This is a genomic window from Mesorhizobium sp. M0701 (genome assembly GCF_040320365.1).
In the GTDB taxonomy this organism is placed as follows: Bacteria; Pseudomonadota; Alphaproteobacteria; order Rhizobiales; family Rhizobiaceae; genus Mesorhizobium.
In genome coordinates this window covers 101875-118070 of the sequence record NZ_JAMYPO010000014.1, presented here as the reverse complement: position 1 = coordinate 118070, position 16196 = coordinate 101875, and the positions used below count along the sequence as shown (strand labels likewise).

Here is a 16196-nt window from a genome sequence, read left to right as displayed (position 1 = left end):
GTTGCTATATATATCGCTGCTGGCGGTCATCCTCTTATTAGTTTTTCATACGGTTCTTATTTTACTTGTTTCTAAATATTGCATCGCACCATATCGATATTGCAGCGCAGCGACCCATTGTAGGTTTTTGCTTGCCTGGCCTTTTACGATGACATAGCTTTTTCCTGTTTCCGGCTTCAAGAGCGCCACCGTCATCAGGGAGCGGCGGCAGTCTTTCGAAGACCAAGGGGGGCGGGCGGTAACGGTGCCCTCTGCTTCGGGGTAGGTCGTGACAGCTGCCGGAAAATAACTTCCCAACATGAATTGCTTGGGCAAGCCCTTGTGGGGCTTGACGGTCGATTCTTCACTGCGAACCCGGGAGGATTTTGGATGCGTGTACTTGCGAAAACTACCTACATTCTGACGACCGCGGCGTTTTTATCGCTCGGCGCTGCCTATACGGCTTCGGCCAATGAAGACCTTGCAAAGCTCGCATCGGATGCGAAGAACTGGGCGATGCAGACGGGTGACTACGCCAACACCCGCTATTCCAAACTCAACCAGATCACTGCCGACAATGTGAAGAACCTGCAGGTCAAATGGAGCTTTTCCACCGGCGTGCTGCGCGGTCACGAAGGCGGGCCGCTGGTCATCGGCGACGTGATGTATGTCCACACGCCTTTCCCAAACAACGTCTATGCTCTGGACCTCAAGAATGACGGCAAGATCCTGTGGAAATACGAGCCCAAGCAGGACACGAACGTCATTCCGATCATGTGCTGCGACACGGTCAATCGCGGTGTTGCCTATGGCGACGGCAAGATCATTCTCAACCAGGCCGACACCACCGTCGTCGCGCTCGATGCCAAGACCGGCAAGGTCGTCTGGTCTGTCAAGAACGGAGACCAGACCGACGGCGGAAAGGGCGAATCCGGCACGTCGGCACCCGTAGTCATCAAGGACAAGGTGCTCGTGGGCGTCTCCGGTGCTGAATTCGGTGTTCGCGGCTGGCTGGCCGCCTACAATCTGAAAGACGGCAAGCTCGCCTGGAAAGCCTATTCGGAAGGTCCTGATGCAGACACCCTTCTCGATCCCGAGAAGACCACCCATCTCGGCAAGCCTGTCGGAAAAGATTCCGGCACGAACACCTGGGAAGGCGAACAGTGGAAGACGGGCGGCGGCACGACATGGGGATGGTATTCCTATGATCCCAAGCTGAACCTGGTCTATTACGGCACCGGCAATCCCTCGACGTGGAACCCGGTCCAGCGCCCAGGCGACAATCGCTGGTCCATGACAATCATGGCTCGCGATGCGGATACCGGTGTTGCCAAATGGCTCTACCAAATGACCCCGCATGATGAGTGGGACTATGACGGCATCAACGAGATGATTCTCGTCGATGGCATGGAGGTCAACGGCGCCAAGCACGACGTGCTGGTGCATTTCGACCGCAACGGCTTTGCCTACACAATGGATCGAGCCACCGGCGAACTTCTCGTCGCCAAGAAATACGATCCGGCAGTGAACTGGGCGACGGAAGTCAACATGGATCCCAAGAGCGACCAGTATGGCCGCCCGCAGGTCGTCGCCAAGTATTCGACCCAGCAGAACGGCGAAGACACCAACTCGACCGGTATCTGCCCGGCCGCGCTTGGAACCAAGGACCAGCAGCCGGCTGCCTACTCGCCGAAGACCGGGTTGTTCTACGTGCCGACCAACCATGTCTGCATGGACTATGAGCCTTACAAAGTGAGCTACACCGCCGGTCAGCCCTATGTGGGCGCCACCGTGTCGATGTATGCGGCGCCCGGCGGTGACGGCAACATGGGCAACTTCATTGCCTGGGATGCAGCCAAGGGTGAGATCGTCTGGTCGAAGCCCGAGCAGTTCTCGGTGTGGTCGGGCGCATTGGCGACAGATGGCGACGTCGTCTTCTACGGTACCCTCGAAGGCTACATCAAGGCGGTCGATAAGGACGGCAAGGAACTTTACAAGTTCAAGACCCCGTCCGGCATCATCGGCAACATCACGACCTATGAGCATGACGGCAAGCAGTACGTCGCCGTTCTGTCCGGCGTCGGTGGATGGGCGGGTATCGGTCTGGCAGGGGGGCTGCTTTCGCCCGATAACGCCGCTGCCTGGCATGGCGCCGTCGATCAGGGCCGTGCGCAGGGCGACGAGACCGCGGTCGTTGGAACCGCTGGTCTGGGTGCCGTCGGCGGTTACGCGGCACTTGCCGACTATACGACGCTGGGCGGCCAGCTCACCGTCTTCGGCCTCCCGGACTGATAACCGGGAAGAGCCTTACGACTAGGTTCGAAAACGAGAGCCCGGGTCACCCGAAGCCGGGAACCGGGCTCTCGATTGCGCGCCCACCCAACACCGATTAATGCCGAGCACGACGGCAGCCAGTGTCCCTGGCAAATGAAGGAAGAGTCTGAATGATCGTTCGCATTGCAGTTTCCGCTCTCGCCCTGGTCCTGCTGCCTCTGGCCAGCTCAAGTCTGGTACGGGCCGAAGACAGCATGGAGAAAGCCAAGGCGGTGAAGCAAGAAGGAGGCAAATATTTAGATGCGGACGGAAATCCGACCTACAAGATCGAAAACGGAACCGTCGATTGGTACACCTTCAGCGGGTACCGCCGGTATCACTCAGATTGCCATGTCTGTCACGGACAGGACGCCACAGGTTCGAGCTATGCGCCTGCCCTAGCTAATAGCCTGAAGAACATGGATTACGCCACGTTCCTGTCGATCGTCGCCGAGGGCCGCAAGAATGTCGGCGGCGGCAAGGAAAACGTCATGCCTGCCTTTGGCGACAACAAGAACGTCTATTGTTACCTTGACGATCTCTACGTCTATCTGCGCGCGCGCGCCGATGGCGCGGCACCCCGCGGCAGGCCGCCCAAGCACGAAAACAAGGCTCAGGCAGCCAAGGATGCCGAAGCATCCTGCATGGGTGGATGATATGACCGGCTGCACTGCATCGAAGCTGCGCGTCGTTCTGCCGATCCTCGGCGCGCTCGCCTTGCTGCCGTCGAATGTTCTGGCGCAAAATGCCGGGCTTGGCGCTGCAGGCGAACTGGTCGATCCCGACATTCTGCGCGTCTGCGCCGATCCCTCGAACATGCCCTTTACCGACAAGAACGGCCAAGGCTTCGAAAACAAGCTGGCTGAACTGGTTGCCAAGAAGACGGGTCGGAAATCAGTCGCTTACACGTGGTTTCCCACTGTCACCGGCTTTGTGCGCAACACGCTGGGGGCCAATCGATGCGACATCATCATGGGCTACGCCCAAGGCGATGAACTGGTGCAGAACACCAACGCCTACTACCGCTCCGCCTATGTGCTCGTATACCCCAAAGGCAACGGCATGGAAGGCATCGAGACGATCGAAGACCCGAAACTTTCCGGCAAGAGAATCGGCGTCGTCGAAAGCACGCCGCCAACCGCCAACATGGCCGCCAACAAGCTTCTGCGGACCGCCAAGATCTACCCGCTGGCGGTGGATACGCGCGTCACCCCTTCCATGGGGGAGGTCATGATCAAGGACATGCTCGCCGGCAAGATCGACGCGGCGGTCCTGTGGGGGCCGATGGCGGGTTACTATGCCAGGGAACTCGGAGCCGACGTCACCATTGTTCCGCTGCTGAAGGAAAAAACCGGCTCGCGCATGTCTTATCGCATCACCATGGGCGTACGTCCGTCCGACCAGGAATGGAAACGGACGCTCAACCGGGTGATCAGGGAAAACCAGGCGGAGATCACCAAGCTTCTGCTGGGTTACAATGTGCCGCTGATCGACGAGCACGACAATCCGATTACGCAATAGTCGGGATGGGTCAGGAGGAGGAAAAACCTACGCGATGAACAATTGAAGAGAAGACTACAGCTACTTTCGATAGTTTTGTTTTTCGGTCTTTCAAAACCTTGCGTTCATTTGTCCATTTTGAGAACGTGATGGACGAGCCATTGCTTCGGTGCCCTGCAATGGTTGGCTAACCACCGGATCGGCCCCTTCGGGCTGGTAGAAGAGGAGAAATGTTATGAAGAAGAGCTGGACTAAACCGACCATGTGTCAGGTTGCTGCGGGCTTTGAAATTTCGCGCTATCTGCCTGCTGAAATTACTCCCAAGAAGTAGGCCGCAGAGGTGCGTGTCCCTGGCAACAGGGGCACGCATCCCCTTGCCGTATGGGATTTTCGTGAAAGAGTTTGAGGCGCGCAAAGTGGGCGGGCCGTTTTTTGCGGCTGCAAATTGGCTGTTGGTCAGAGAAGCCGCGGGGCGGGCGTTTTCATGCGCTTGAAAATCATCGGATCGGCGGCCGGCGGCGGCTTTCCGCAATGGAACTGCAATTATCGTCTGAGCCGTGCGGCTCGCTCCGGGGTAGCTGGTGTGCATTCACGAACCCAATCGAGTGTCGCCGCGTCGGCGGATGGGCTTGGCTGGGTTCTGTTCAACGCCTCGCCCGACATTCGCCAGCAGATCGCGGCAACGCCTGAATTGCAGCCCGCGCACGATGCGCCGCTGCGCTCGACACCTATTCGCGCGGTGGTGCTGACCAATGCCGATGTCGATCATGTGGCCGGCCTGCTCAGCCTGCGTGAGCGGCAGCCTTTCGCTATCTATGCAACGACACAGGTTCTGGCGACGCTGAAGGCGAATTCGATTTTCAATGTCCTCGATCCGGCGCTCGTGCCGCGACGCATCTTGCCGCCGGCGCAAGAACTGTCGATCTGCGACGCAGACGGCCACGACACCGGGGTGGCTGTCGAGAGCTTTCCCGTGCCCGGGAAGATAGCCCTCTATCTCGAAGAAAGAGGCCAGCCGGATGCCAATTTCAGCTCCGATGCCGGCGACACGATCGGCGTCCGTATCGCCGGTGCCGGCAGTCGCGGCTCCGTCTTCTACATCCCCGGCTGCGCCCGCATCGATGCGACCCTGCGCACGCGTCTAGCCGATGCCGCATGCCTTCTGTTCGACGGCACGGTCTTCGCCGACGACGAGATGATTGCTGCCGGCGTCGGCCAAAAGACCGGTGCGCGCATGGGGCATCTGGCAATGTCGGGAGACGCAGGGTCGATCGCCGGCTTGGCCGATGTGAGGATCGGCCGCCGTGTCTTCGTCCACATCAACAACACCAATCCTGTTCTGGACGAGAATTCTGCCGAGCATGCAGCAGTCAAAGCGGCTGGCTGGGAAGTGGCCTGCGACGGGATGGAGATGGAACTTTGAGTGATTTCCACGACGCAGCCAGCAACGGCCTGTCCTCCAGAGAGCTCGAAGCCGTGCTGCGGCAGGTCGGTGCCGAGCGCTATCACAATCACCATCCTTTCCATCACAGGATGACCAGCGGTGCGCTGTCGAGGACCGAGATGCAGGCCTGGGCGCTGAATCGCTATTGCTATCAGGCGGTCATTCCGCGCAAGGATGCCATGATCCTCGCTCATGCCGAGGATCCGGCGTTTCGCGCCGCCTGGCGCAAACGCATCGAGGATCATGACGGCGAGGACGGCTGGAGCGGCGGTATTGCGCGCTGGTTGCACCTGGCGACCTCGCTCGGTCTCGATGCCGACGCGGTGAAGAGCGAGAGGCTGGCCCTGCCGGCGACACGTTTTGCGGTTGGCGCTTACCTCTCCTTTTGCACGAACCGGACCCTGCTGGAGGCGGTCGCGTCGTCGCTGACCGAGATGTTCTCGCCGCTCATCATCGGCGAGCGGGTACCCGCGATGCTGGCCAGATACGATTATATCACCGAGGACACGCTGGCCTATTTCACCCGACGGCCCGAACAGGCCTCGCGCGACGCCGACTTCGCCCTCGCCTATGTGCTCGAACGTGCCGACACGGCAGAACGCCAGCAGCAGGTGATCGATGCACTGGTGTTTAAATGCGATATACTCTGGGCCATGCTCGACGCGCTTCAACACGCCTATGGCGAGCCGGGCAATGTCCCGCCCGGCGCCTTCCGCCCGGAGGCAACCCAATGATGGCACTGCGCGAAAGAGCCATAGTGTCGCTGCAGTCGGTTCCATCGCTGCCGAAGCACGTGCGCATACAGTATGACCCCGTGCGCCAGGCGTTCGCCGTGCTGTCGCCCGAAAAGGTGTTCTGGCCAAACGACATCAGCCTCGACATATTGCGCCGCTGCGATGGGCGGTCCACGGTCGGCCACATCATTGCCGGCCTTGCCGCAGATTATGATGCCGAACAGGAGGCTGTGGCAGCCGATGTCATCGCCTTCCTGCAGGAATGGTCTGACAAGCTGCTGGTGAAGCTATGAGCGAGCCCCCTCTCCCCCCGATCGGCATGCTTGCGGAACTGACGCATCGCTGCCCGCTGCAATGCCCCTATTGCTCCAATCCGCTCGAATTGCTGAAGGCTAATTGCGAACTCGACACGCAGAGCTGGCTCGACTTGTTCTCGCAGGCGGCCGACCTTGGCGTTCTCCAGGTGCATCTGTCCGGCGGTGAACCGACGCTGCGTCGCGATCTCGAGCAATTGATCGCCGGGCTTTCGGCGCGCGGCGTCTACACCAACCTGATCACCGCCGGTGTCGGCATTGCGGATGGCCGCATCGAGGCATTTGCCGAAGCCGGGCTCGACCATCTGCAACTGAGCTTTCAAGGCGCACGGCCGGCGACCACCGAGCGCATCGGCAATCATAGGGGCAGCCACGAAAAGAAGCTGGAAACGGCACGCCGCACTCGCGCGGCCGGCTTGCCGCTTACCATCAACGCGCCGATCCATCGCCACAATATCGAGGAGGTACCGGAATTCATCGATCTGGCCCTTTCGCTGGGTGCGGAGCGTCTCGAGATCGCCAACGTACAGTACGCCGGCTGGGCGCTGACCAATCGCGATCAACTGATGCCCGAGCGTGCTGCCGTCGACCGCCAGGCGGAGATCGTCGCGGCGGCGCGCGAACGGCTCACCGGCATCATGAACATAGATTTCGTCACGCCGGATTATTTCGCCATCTATCCCAAGCCGTGCATGGGCGGCTGGGCGCGCGACGCCTTCATGGTGACGCCAGACGGCACCGTTCTGCCATGCCATGCCGCCCAGACCATACCGTCGCTCGGCTTCGAGCGTTTTGGATCACGCAGCCTGGCCGCGATCTGGACCGATTCCCCGGCATTTAATGCCTTTCGAGGCACGGACTGGATGCAGGAGCCCTGCCGCAACTGTGAGCGGCGCGAGATCGACTGGGGCGGCTGTCGCTGCCAGGCGATCGCAATCGCCGGCGATGCCGCCGCGACGGACCCGGCTTGCGCGAAATCGCCGATCCATGCGCGCATGGCAATGCTGATCGACGAGGCCCAGCGCGCTGCGACGGTTCCTTCGAACGACGAACCATTCGTCTACCGGCGCATCGGCGTCGTCACCGAGCCCGCCTGACTGCCGACTATTCCTACAGCCTACCCTCGTGAAAGCCGTTCGGCATGCCACGTCATATGGTCATGCATGAATGTCGAAATGAAAAGATAGGAGTGATCGTATTCGTCCTGCATGCGCAATTTCAACGGAATGCCTGCCTTGGAGCAGGCGTCTTCGAGCAGCCAAGGCCTGAGGCCCTCCTGGAGGAAACCGTCTGACGTTCCCTGATCGACCAGGAATTCCGGGAAACGGTGTCCATCCTCGATGAGCGAAGTGGCATCGTAGCGCCGCCACGACGCCTCATCCAGGCCGAGATATTTTTCGAAAGCCGGCTTCGACCAGCCGGCTGTGCTTGGCTGCACGATCGGCGCAAAGGCCGAGCAACTTCTGAAACGCGCGGGATTGTTCAGTGCGATCGTCAGCGCGCCATGCCCGCCCATCGAATGGCCGAAGATCGACTGGCGCGCCATATCGGCGGGAAATTCGCGCCCGATCACGGCTGGCAGCTCCTCGACGATATAGGAATACATGCGATAGTTCTTGGCATACGGCTCTTGCGTCGCGTCGAGGTAGAAACCGGCGCCGCTGCCGAACTGCCAATTGTCCTTTTCATCCGGAATGTCGGCACCACGCGGGCTGGTGTCGGGACAGACAACGATCAAGCCAAGTTCGGCGGCAATACGTCTGTATTCGCCTTTTTCCATTACATTCGCATGGGTGCAGCTGAGCCCGGAGAGGTACCACACCACGGGGCAACGGCTTTCCCGTGCCTGCGGAGGCACGAAAATGGCAAACGTCATTTCGCACGAGCAGCTCGTCGAAAGATGAGAGTAAACATGCTGGGCGCCGCCATGCGACTTGGCAGTCGAGACGAGTTTCGGGTGCTCTGGCATATATTCTTCTCCACCAATTTAACCGCCGACCGTAGGCTCTACGACATCAAGGGTGATCGCGGCAACCTTGGTGGGCCGGCTGGCGCGCGGGGCTCTTGATCGGAGCCGGGATGGCCTGCCTTCGCCGACCTTCTTGGCGCAGCAAGGCGCGAGAGGCCACTCGGTGGCGCAGCGTTGCCCAGCAAGCCATACGGGCCAGGCTGGGCGATTGTTGACGATGCTGGCTATAACAAGGACGCAGTCACTGCGCAGGCATCGGCGATGCTTCCGGGACGCCGAACTCTGCGCAAATGCACTTGCCCTGGCTTTCAATGGCGACAGCCGCTTCGACGCGGCTATGGCGGACGAGCACGCACGCGTCATCGCGTGGGCTCGCAGCAAGCGCGCCAGGGTACCGAGCAAGAACTTGTGAGCCGACGGCTATTCCCGACCGTCGAAAGCCACGGACAGGCCCAGGGCCTAGAAATAGCCGAGTATGGATTTTACCTCGAGATACTCCAACATGCCCTCGATCCCATATTCGCGTCCGTTTCCGGACTGCTTGAAACCGCCAAACGGGGCGTGCGGATCCCAGGCCGGGTAGTTGAGATGCACCTGACCGGAGCGGATCCGCGAGGCCACGTCCCTGACGGCGTCCACATCCTGGCCCTGCACATGGGCCCCCAGACCGTAGACCGTGTCGTTGGCGATGGTGACGGCCTCCTCGATTGTGTCGTAGGGGATGATGCAGAGAACTGGCCCGAAGACCTCTTCCTGGGCAATGCGCATGGTCGTGCGCACGTCGGAAAAGATGGTCGGCCTCACATAGAACCCGACGTTCAGATCGTGCGCACGGCCCGGTCCGCCGGTGAGGAGCCTGGCGCCCTCAGAAATGCCGACGCCGATCATGGTTTGGATGCGGTCGAATTGGGCACGGTTTGCGATTGCACCATGAGTTGTGGCTTCGCAAAGCGGATCGCCAATGACGATCTGGGCTGCGGCCCTTTTGGCGATTGCCTCGATCTCGGAGAGCAGCGCGCGTGGCACGATCATGCGCGTCGGGGCGCTGCATGATTGGCCGAGATTGCGGAAGGCGGCGGCTACGCCCAGAGAAACGGCGCGATCGAGATCTGCGTCCGGCAGGATCACGTTCGGCGACTTGCCGCCGAGCTCCTGCGCGACACGCTTGACCGTCGTCGCCGCTGCCTGGGCCACCGCAATGCCCGCGCGGGTGGACCCGGTAATGGAGATCATGTCGACATCCGGATGGGAAGCGAGACCCATACCCACGCCTGGACCATCACCTTGCAGGAGGTTGAAAACCCCGGCAGAGAAGCCGGCTTCCTCGATTGCCTCGGCGAACAGCAGGGCGTCCAAGGGAGAAAGCTCACTCGGCTTCAGCACGATCGTGCAGCCTGCAGCGAGCGCCGGCGAAACCTTGGCGGTGATCTGGTAAAGTGGCCAGTTCCACGGAGTGATCAAGGCGCAGACACCGATCGGTTCGTGGGTGACGGCGGTTTGCCCCCGTTGCTTGACGAAGCGAAAGTCTGTCAGCACATCGCGAGCGACCTTAACATGCGTGATCGCCAGCGGCACCTGGGCGCTGCGCGCATAGCCGATCGCCGCGCCCATTTCGAGGCTCAGGCATTGAGCCAGCAGTTCGCCGCGCGCCTCGAGCAGCGCTTGCAGGCGATCGAGCAGACCCGCGCGGTCTTCTGGCGTGGTCCGACTCCAGGAGGCGAATGCCCTGCGAGCCGCTGCAACGGCCGCGTCAACGTCCTCGCCATTTCCAAGCGGAAACCGGCTCACAACCTCTTCTGTGGCGGGATTGACGACGACGCCCGTCGCGGTGCCCCTCGGCTCAACCCATTGACCGTCGATGAAGAACTTGTCCAGGTGGCCGTTGCGGGCCAGGTGTTCGAGGGGCGTCATCACCCTACAAGGTCCTTCATGCGGTAATAGGCGCCAAGAATCGGCAGGAACCAGGGGCGCCCGAAATAACCGGGGATCGCTGGCCAGTCGAAATCCTTCCAGGGATTGAGCTCGGGGCGCCCGTCCATGACGTCGGCCATGATGGTGCCCATCAACGTCGACATCTGGGTCCCGTGTCCGCTATAGCCCATCGAGTAATAGATGCCATCGCGCTCTCCGGCGCGCGGCAGGCGATCGCGGGTCATATCGACCATGCCGCCCCAGCAGTAGTCGATGCTGGTGCCGGCCAGTTCCGGAAAGACCTCGACCATCGCCGCCTTGAGTATCCGGCCGCTTTTTTCGTCGGATTGAGGGTTGGACACGGCAAAGCGCGCCCTCCCGCCGAACAGAAGGCGATTGTCCGGCGTGAGCCGCCAGTAGACAACGAGATTGCGCGTGTCGACGACCATGCGCCCAGTCGGCATGAGACGCCTAAGGTGGTCGGGCGACAGCGGCTCGGTCACGATCAGAAATGCGCCGACCGGGATCATGCGCCGGCGGATCCAGCCGAGCGGGCCAACCTGGGAAATGCCGCTTGCCAACAGGACCTGCCGCGCGACGATCTTGCCCTTTGGCGTCGTTACCTCATGCACGCCTGAAACCTTGCGCATCGCCATGACGGGCGAGCGTTCATGGACCTCTGCGCCACGCCGGGCAGCGGCGGTCGCGAGGCCCCGGACGAACCGGCCGACATGCATGCCCGCGCTCTTGGGAAAGAGCAGCCCGCCATGGTAGCGGTTGGTGCCGACTTCGGTTCGCAGGTCCTCACGCGCAATCATCCTGGTGTCGGGATCGACATTGGCAGCCAGTAGTTCCTGGCTGCGCGCCAGCACGTCGTAGTGCTCGGGCTTGGCGGCAAGCTTGAGCTTGCCGACGCGGGAGAAGCTGCAGTCGATCTTCTCTTCCTGCACCAGCCGCTCGACCATATCGACGCCGGTGTCAAAAGCCTTGTAGAGCGCATTTGCGGCCGGCTTGCCGTGCTTGCCAGCCATGATTGCATAGTTCTGGGCAAAGCCGTTGTTGCACATGCCGCCATTGCGGCCGGACGCGGCATTGCCGATCGTTTCGGCCTCCAACATGGCAACCCGGGCGCCCTTTTTGGCAAGGGCCAGCGCGGCGGAGGAGCCGGTCAAGCCGCCGCCCACAATCGCCACGTCGTAGTGGCCTTCGAGCGGTCTGGACGACCCTTCATTGAACGGCTGAGACGTATCCAGCCAGTAAGAGGTAAACTTCATTTTCTTGACCACCAGTGTTGATTGAGTGGGGCGACATCCGAGCGTAGTCGCGCGCCTACCAGCCGCGCATCCGCTCCCAACGCGCTTCAATCTTGGGGCTGTCCCCGTTGACAACGCTGTAGAAATCATGCTGGGCGGCCATCGCACACGCATGGTTGGGCAGAATGCGGACCCGAGTCCCGAGCGGCAACTCGGGCATGGACTTTCCAGAGCCGGCACGAATGGCGAGAATACCGTGTTCCTGGCTGGCCTGGGCCACGATCACATCTTCAAGCACCCGCCCCTTTTCGTCGCAGACCACGCCGTAACCCTGGTCGATCTGCTGGTTTGCGGTTCCCCGGTCGCGCGAAAGCGCCATCCATCCAGCGTCAACCAGCACCCATCCCTTTTCCGGCTTGGACCCGATCACCGTGGCCAATACGGAAATCGCGATGTCGTCGAGTTCGCACACCCCAACGCCGTGCTGGACCAGGTCGAAGAACATGTAGACCCCGGCGCGCAGCTCCGTGACCCCCTCAAGATTGCTGGCGAAATGCGCTGTCGGCGTTGAGCCGACGCTGACGATCGGGCAGGCATGGCCATGGGCGCGCAGGATTTCAGCGGCGCGCACCGTGGCTGAACGCTCGTTCTCGCCTGCCTTGACCAGCGCATCGGGCGTGTTCAAGCCATAGGATTCGCCTGCATGGGCGAGAACGCCGACGAGTTTGGCACTGGCCGCGACGACACTGCCGGCCACGTCGAGCAACTTCGGGTCGTCTGGCCTCAAGCCACCGCGATGGTCATCGCAGTCCAGTTCGATGAAAACAGATGGGGTCATACCGGTGGCTTCGCGGACGCTGGCCAGGGCATCGGCCTGCCCGACCGAATCGAGCAACAGCTTCACATCAGCGCCGGTGCGGCGACAAAGCTCCATGGCCCGCTTGGCCGAGGCCGGCGAGATGCCGACCGCGTAGGTCATGTCTCGAAAGCCATGGCCCGCGAAATACTCCGCCTCGGCGATGGTCGAGACCGTGATCGGACCGCGTTCGCGATGGAACGCGTATCGGGCGACATCGATGCTCTTGGCCGTCTTCATATGCGGGCGCAGCACCACGCCAAGCTTCCTGGCGCGCTCAGCCAGAGCCTTGATGTTGTGCTCGAGCCGGCCACGGTCGAGAAGCAGCGTCGGGGTGACCAAGGCGTCGATCGTCCTAGCCGTCTCGCTCACCGCCATGCTTGCCGCCATCTATTCATAGCTGGTTTCCTAAGTGAACGACTGGTTTGCCAACGCATACATATGGGCTGGCCCCTCGGCGACGGGTCGTTGTCCTTTGACCATGGCGGTCGCAGTGCCGGACCGCTGCAGGCCAAGGCTCGCAAGCCAGTCGCCCAATCCATCCTCGGCATAGACGTCGATGCGAACGAATTGATTGTGAAGCTTCGAAAGCTGGGCCAGGATCAGAAGCCGCGCGTCGTGGTCGCTCTCGGCTGCACAAGGGCCGACGACATAGCCGCGGCCAAACCTCCTCGCGACAGCGTAGCCTGCAATCCGTCCCCTGCGCTCAATGACCAATGCGTTGCCCACATCGGCGAGCGCAGCCACCATCGGCAGCCGGGGCATGCCCGTGGCCCGTTCGTCGAAGGCCTGGATTGCCGCGAGGTCAGAGGCTGTCGCTTGACGGATGTCGTCGCGGGTACTCCGCGTCACGGCGACAGCCAGCGAGCCCTGGTGCTGAAGCACCGTGCCCCAGGCAGTGAAGCCGCGTCGCTTGTAGAGCGCCAGCCCCTCCTCGGTTGAGTTGAGCAGCAGGTTGCGACCGTGTGTCGCCTCAAGCAATCCATCAAAGAGCCGGGCGCCGTTGCCACCGCCTTGCGCGGACCCAGTAACTATGATCATCCCGGCCGAGGCATAGGACTGTCCGTAATACCAGGACATGGCCGTGCCAATCACCTGTCCTGCCCGCTCAAGGACCAGGCCATTGCCGACCATCAGGGCAAATTCCCAATCCTCCTGACGGTAGGGCCAGGCGATCTCCTGCGACAGCTTCAGTGCGCCCGGCAAATGGCGGGTTTCCAATTTCATCAGCTCGATCGGGGCGCTGACGACATCTCTGTCATGCTCAAAAGCCATAAGGTGCAACGCTGTCAGTTGATCCAGAATCGGATTGAAGTCGGATCTTAGAGTCGCGCCCGGCGGACAGATTTCGCTGCTGTTTTGCCCCTGCAAATCAGCGGTATTATTCGTTTTATGCAGTTCCTCGGCATGCCAAATCGTGCAAATCGGGCGAGGAATACCTGGCACCTTGAATCGCCGCTTCGTGGTTGCCCGCGATCGCCGATGCCCAGGAGGAATTTTGGATGATCTACATCAGCGAAGAGGAGACAGCCGACCTCGTCACGCATGAACTTGCTTTCGAGGCGGCGCGCGAGGCTCTCGTGGCGGCAGCATCGCGGCAGAGCTGGGTCTTTCCGGCCGTTCTCGGGCGCACACAGGAGGTGACCAATACCTTCTCAATCAAATCCGGTTCGTCGGGCGAGCTGACCGGCGTGAAAATTGGCTCCTTCTGGTCGGGCAACCCGACACGTGGCCTTCCCCGCCACAACTCGACCATCGTGCTGCTCGATCAGCATACAGGTCGGCTCGGCGCCGTAGTCGAGGCCGGGAAGGTCAACGCCTACAGGACGGCCGCCGCCGACGCGGTTGCGGCCGATCTTCTTGCGCGCAAGCAAGCCAAGGTTCTGGCGATCTTCGGGGCCGGCAACCAGGCGAGCTTCGAAGTGATGGCGCTGGCACGCATCCGCCCAATCGAAACCGTGCTGGTCGTGGCCCGGCCTTCGCCGCGGCGCGACGCTTTTGTCGATCAGATCGGCGAAAGGGGACTGAAGGCGCGCGCTGCCTTGCCGGAAGAAGCCGTGCGCACGGCCGACATCGTGGTGACGGCGACACCCGCACGCGAACCGCTGTTCGATGCCGCTTGGGTGGGACCCGGAACCCATATCGTCAGCATCGGGTCGGATGCTCCGGGTAAACGCGAATTGCCGAGCGAATTATTTCCGAAGGCACGTCTGTTTTGTGATCTGCTTTCCCAGTCCGTCCAGATCGGCGAGTTCCAATACGTGCGCGACGAAATCGACGCCGGCGTGCTCGCGGTAACACCAATCGGCGACGTTATTGAAAGGCGTGCGCTCGGCCGCCGCTTCGACAATGAGATCACGGTCTTCGACAGTTCCGGCATCTCCCTGCAGGACCTCTACATGGCCGACGCGCTGATCCGCGCAAAGGCGTCCCACCGCTGATCAGTTTCGCACCAGGCCCAGTCCCGACGGATTTTTCGACACTCTCCGGCAACAAGGTGACCTCGCGCGATCCTGCAGTCGTGTCAGCGGCGGGCGCGCCAAAGGGTTGCCCGCATGAACCACGGATCGCCCCGGATGTCGGCGACTAGCGTCTGGCGCGCCAGAAGGCGATACGGTCCTGCAACCGATAGCCCTGGATAATCGCCGGCATGAACCACGGATTGCCACGATAGAGCGGGACGGCCGAAGGCGGTCGAAAGTCGAACGCAGTGCGCGACTGCTCGCCATGCCCCATCAACTTGTGGGCCGCACGCATGCCAATCCAGGGCGCCCAGACCACGCCCGAACCGCAGAAGCCGGAGGCATAGACCACACCGCCCTTCTCGAAGATGCGGGGCAGCATGTCTCGGTTCATCGCCACGTTGCCGAACCAGCAATGCGAAAGGCGCACGTTCTCCAACTCCGGGAAAAGGTTCACCAGGCCCTTGCGAAGGAGAAGTTTCGGCGCCGCCGGATCGCCGACGCGGGAACTGTCACGGCCCCCCAGCAGGATACGTTTCCCGTCGGGCGAGGGACGATAATAGAAACCGAGTTGCCGGTTCTCGGTGATCGTCATCAGCTTCGGCATCAGCCGCGCCATGATATCGCGCGCAAGTTCTTCGGTCACGATGATCCGGCTGCGAACCGGAACCAGGCGGCGGCGCAGGAAGGGAGCGGCGCCGTCGGTATAGCCGTTGGTACAGACCAGAACCTGCCGTGCATCCACCGTCCCTGCCGAAGTCGCGACACGGAAGCCCGAACCGTTCCTCTCGATCGACTTGACCACTGTATGCGAATGAACCGTCAACCCGGATGCGAGCGCCACCCGCAGGAGCTCAGCATGGAATTTTGCGGGGTGCAGCCCGCCAATGTCCATCCGAACAGTCCCGCCGCGGTAGAAGTCGGTGCCGATATAATTTCGCTGCTCGGCATGCGCAACCGCGTAGGACTCGATCCCCAGTTTCTTCGCCAGCGTCTCGGCGCCCCGTGCCATCTTCTCATACTGTTCATATCCGAAAGCGCCTTTGAACTGGCCAACCAGTCGGAAGTCGCAGTCGAGCCCTTCGGTCTTGATGAAGTCGTAGAGGAATTCGCGTGCGACCTTGCCCTCGGCCTCGATCGCCATGGCCTTCTCTTCCCCAAAGCGCCGGGTGATCGTGGCATAGTCCGGCCGGATGGTCCCGCTCGTAATCCCGCCGTTGCGGGTGGAAGCACCCTCGCCCGGATTCATCGCATCAAAGGCTGCGACCGAGCGTCCTTCGCGCGCCAGCGCAAGCCCGGCCGAAAGCCCGGCATAACCGGCGCCGACAATTGCCACGTCAAGGTTCTTTGCGACCGGCTGCCGCGGCAGCGGCATGACGGGCGCTGCTTCCCACCAGTAGGGTGTGTTCTTGTCGGCGATATGAGGCTCTTGCACGTGGCTGACTTCTCGCTGCATTGTAG

General features: G+C 61.5%; 16 protein-coding genes. 9 read left to right on the top strand and 7 right to left on the bottom strand.

The window, feature by feature from the left end:
* Window positions 1-45: 45 nt before the first annotated feature.
* Complete coding sequence (locus tag NKI24_RS16245; protein WP_352450665.1) at window positions 46-300, bottom strand: hypothetical protein; 255 nt, start codon at window positions 298-300, stop codon at window positions 46-48.
* 195 nt (window positions 301-495) lie between these two features.
* On the opposite strand from NKI24_RS16245, the gene NKI24_RS16240 reads away from it, so the two are divergent.
* The 8 genes from NKI24_RS16240 to pqqE all read left to right on the top strand — a co-directional run bounded on the left by NKI24_RS16240 (window position 496) and on the right by pqqE (window position 7381).
* On the top strand, window positions 496-2271 hold the full coding sequence (locus tag NKI24_RS16240) for a methanol/ethanol family PQQ-dependent dehydrogenase (RefSeq protein WP_502894471.1): 1776 nt from the start codon (window positions 496-498) through the stop codon (window positions 2269-2271).
* 152 nt (window positions 2272-2423) lie between these two features.
* On the top strand, window positions 2424-2948 hold the full coding sequence (locus NKI24_RS16235; RefSeq protein WP_023678824.1) for a c-type cytochrome, methanol metabolism-related: 525 nt from the start codon (window positions 2424-2426) through the stop codon (window positions 2946-2948).
* Between the two features lies 1 nt (window position 2949).
* Window positions 2950-3813, top strand: a complete 864-nt coding sequence (locus NKI24_RS16230; protein WP_352450664.1) for a substrate-binding domain-containing protein — start codon at window positions 2950-2952, stop codon at window positions 3811-3813.
* Window positions 3814-4027: 214 nt separating this feature from the next.
* Window positions 4028-4123: a pyrroloquinoline quinone precursor peptide PqqA gene (locus NKI24_RS16225; RefSeq protein WP_101918690.1), complete on the top strand. Its 96-nt coding sequence runs from the start codon at window positions 4028-4030 to the stop codon at window positions 4121-4123.
* Window positions 4124-4276: 153 nt separating this feature from the next.
* Window positions 4277-5215 carry a pyrroloquinoline quinone biosynthesis protein PqqB gene (gene pqqB, locus NKI24_RS16220; protein ID WP_352746623.1) on the top strand — a complete coding sequence of 313 codons (939 nt, stop codon included), beginning with the start codon at window positions 4277-4279 and terminating at the stop codon, window positions 5213-5215.
* Window positions 5212-5970 (top strand): pyrroloquinoline-quinone synthase PqqC, encoded by a 759-nt coding sequence (gene pqqC, locus NKI24_RS16215; RefSeq protein WP_352746620.1) that lies wholly within the window; start codon window positions 5212-5214, stop codon window positions 5968-5970. The genes pqqB and pqqC overlap by 4 nt, the downstream gene beginning before the upstream one ends.
* Window positions 5967-6263, top strand: a complete 297-nt coding sequence (pqqD, locus tag NKI24_RS16210; RefSeq protein WP_352450661.1) for a pyrroloquinoline quinone biosynthesis peptide chaperone PqqD — start codon at window positions 5967-5969, stop codon at window positions 6261-6263. Before pqqC ends, pqqD begins: the two co-directional genes overlap by 4 nt.
* A complete protein-coding gene (pqqE, locus tag NKI24_RS16205) occupies window positions 6260-7381 on the top strand; it encodes a pyrroloquinoline quinone biosynthesis protein PqqE (RefSeq protein ID WP_352746618.1) in 1122 nt (373 codons plus the stop codon). The genes pqqD and pqqE overlap by 4 nt, the downstream gene beginning before the upstream one ends.
* A 20-nt stretch (window positions 7382-7401) precedes the next feature.
* On the opposite strand, the gene fghA is transcribed toward pqqE, so the two are convergent.
* From fghA to NKI24_RS16180, 5 genes are all read right to left on the bottom strand, one after another.
* Window positions 7402-8253, bottom strand: coding sequence for an S-formylglutathione hydrolase (fghA, locus tag NKI24_RS16200; RefSeq protein WP_352746615.1), 852 nt, complete (start codon window positions 8251-8253; stop codon window positions 7402-7404).
* A gap of 459 nt (window positions 8254-8712) precedes the next feature.
* Window positions 8713-10167: an aldehyde dehydrogenase family protein gene (locus NKI24_RS16195; RefSeq protein WP_352746612.1), complete on the bottom strand. Its 1455-nt coding sequence runs from the start codon at window positions 10165-10167 to the stop codon at window positions 8713-8715.
* The gene (locus NKI24_RS16190; RefSeq protein WP_352450657.1) at window positions 10164-11438 is read right to left on the bottom strand and encodes an NAD(P)/FAD-dependent oxidoreductase; all 1275 of its coding nucleotides are present in this window, start codon (window positions 11436-11438) and stop codon (window positions 10164-10166) included. The genes NKI24_RS16195 and NKI24_RS16190 overlap by 4 nt, the downstream gene beginning before the upstream one ends.
* 55 nt (window positions 11439-11493) lie before the next feature.
* Window positions 11494-12651, bottom strand: coding sequence for an alanine racemase (locus NKI24_RS16185; RefSeq protein WP_352746609.1), 1158 nt, complete (start codon window positions 12649-12651; stop codon window positions 11494-11496).
* Between the two features lie 30 nt (window positions 12652-12681).
* Entirely contained in the window at window positions 12682-13719 is a 1038-nt protein-coding gene (locus NKI24_RS16180) for a GNAT family N-acetyltransferase (RefSeq protein ID WP_352450655.1), read from the bottom strand.
* A gap of 56 nt (window positions 13720-13775) precedes the next feature.
* On the opposite strand from NKI24_RS16180, the gene NKI24_RS16175 reads away from it, so the two are divergent.
* Window positions 13776-14714 (top strand): ornithine cyclodeaminase family protein, encoded by a 939-nt coding sequence (locus tag NKI24_RS16175; RefSeq protein ID WP_352450654.1) that lies wholly within the window; start codon window positions 13776-13778, stop codon window positions 14712-14714.
* A 145-nt stretch (window positions 14715-14859) separates the two neighbouring features.
* Here the strand turns inward: NKI24_RS16175 and NKI24_RS16170 are convergent, their stop codons facing one another.
* Complete coding sequence (locus NKI24_RS16170) at window positions 14860-16191, bottom strand: NAD(P)/FAD-dependent oxidoreductase (protein ID WP_502901464.1); 1332 nt, start codon at window positions 16189-16191, stop codon at window positions 14860-14862.
* Window positions 16192-16196 lie beyond the last annotated feature (5 nt).

What these genes read in the sequence shown, in the direction of transcription:
- NKI24_RS16235 (WP_023678824.1), top strand. Translation starts at nt 2,424, where the DNA reads ATGATCGTTCGCATTGCAGTTTCCGCTCTCGCCCTGGTCCTGCTGCCT.
- NKI24_RS16245 (WP_352450665.1), bottom strand. Translation starts at nt 300, where the DNA reads ATGTTGGGAAGTTATTTTCCGGCAGCTGTCACGACCTACCCCGAAGCA.
- NKI24_RS16185 (WP_352746609.1), bottom strand. Translation starts at nt 12,651, where the DNA reads ATGGCGGTGAGCGAGACGGCTAGGACGATCGACGCCTTGGTCACCCCG.
- NKI24_RS16190 (WP_352450657.1), bottom strand. Translation starts at nt 11,438, where the DNA reads ATGAAGTTTACCTCTTACTGGCTGGATACGTCTCAGCCGTTCAATGAA.
- pqqE (WP_352746618.1), top strand. Translation starts at nt 6,260, where the DNA reads ATGAGCGAGCCCCCTCTCCCCCCGATCGGCATGCTTGCGGAACTGACG.
- NKI24_RS16170 (WP_502901464.1), bottom strand. Translation starts at nt 16,191, where the DNA reads ATGCAGCGAGAAGTCAGCCACGTGCAAGAGCCTCATATCGCCGACAAG.
- NKI24_RS16175 (WP_352450654.1), top strand. Translation starts at nt 13,776, where the DNA reads ATGATCTACATCAGCGAAGAGGAGACAGCCGACCTCGTCACGCATGAA.
- NKI24_RS16230 (WP_352450664.1), top strand. Translation starts at nt 2,950, where the DNA reads ATGACCGGCTGCACTGCATCGAAGCTGCGCGTCGTTCTGCCGATCCTC.
- NKI24_RS16240 (WP_502894471.1), top strand. Translation starts at nt 496, where the DNA reads ATGCAGACGGGTGACTACGCCAACACCCGCTATTCCAAACTCAACCAG.
- pqqD (WP_352450661.1), top strand. Translation starts at nt 5,967, where the DNA reads ATGATGGCACTGCGCGAAAGAGCCATAGTGTCGCTGCAGTCGGTTCCA.
- pqqB (WP_352746623.1), top strand. Translation starts at nt 4,277, where the DNA reads ATGCGCTTGAAAATCATCGGATCGGCGGCCGGCGGCGGCTTTCCGCAA.
- NKI24_RS16225 (WP_101918690.1), top strand. Translation starts at nt 4,028, where the DNA reads ATGAAGAAGAGCTGGACTAAACCGACCATGTGTCAGGTTGCTGCGGGC.
- fghA (WP_352746615.1), bottom strand. Translation starts at nt 8,253, where the DNA reads ATGCCAGAGCACCCGAAACTCGTCTCGACTGCCAAGTCGCATGGCGGC.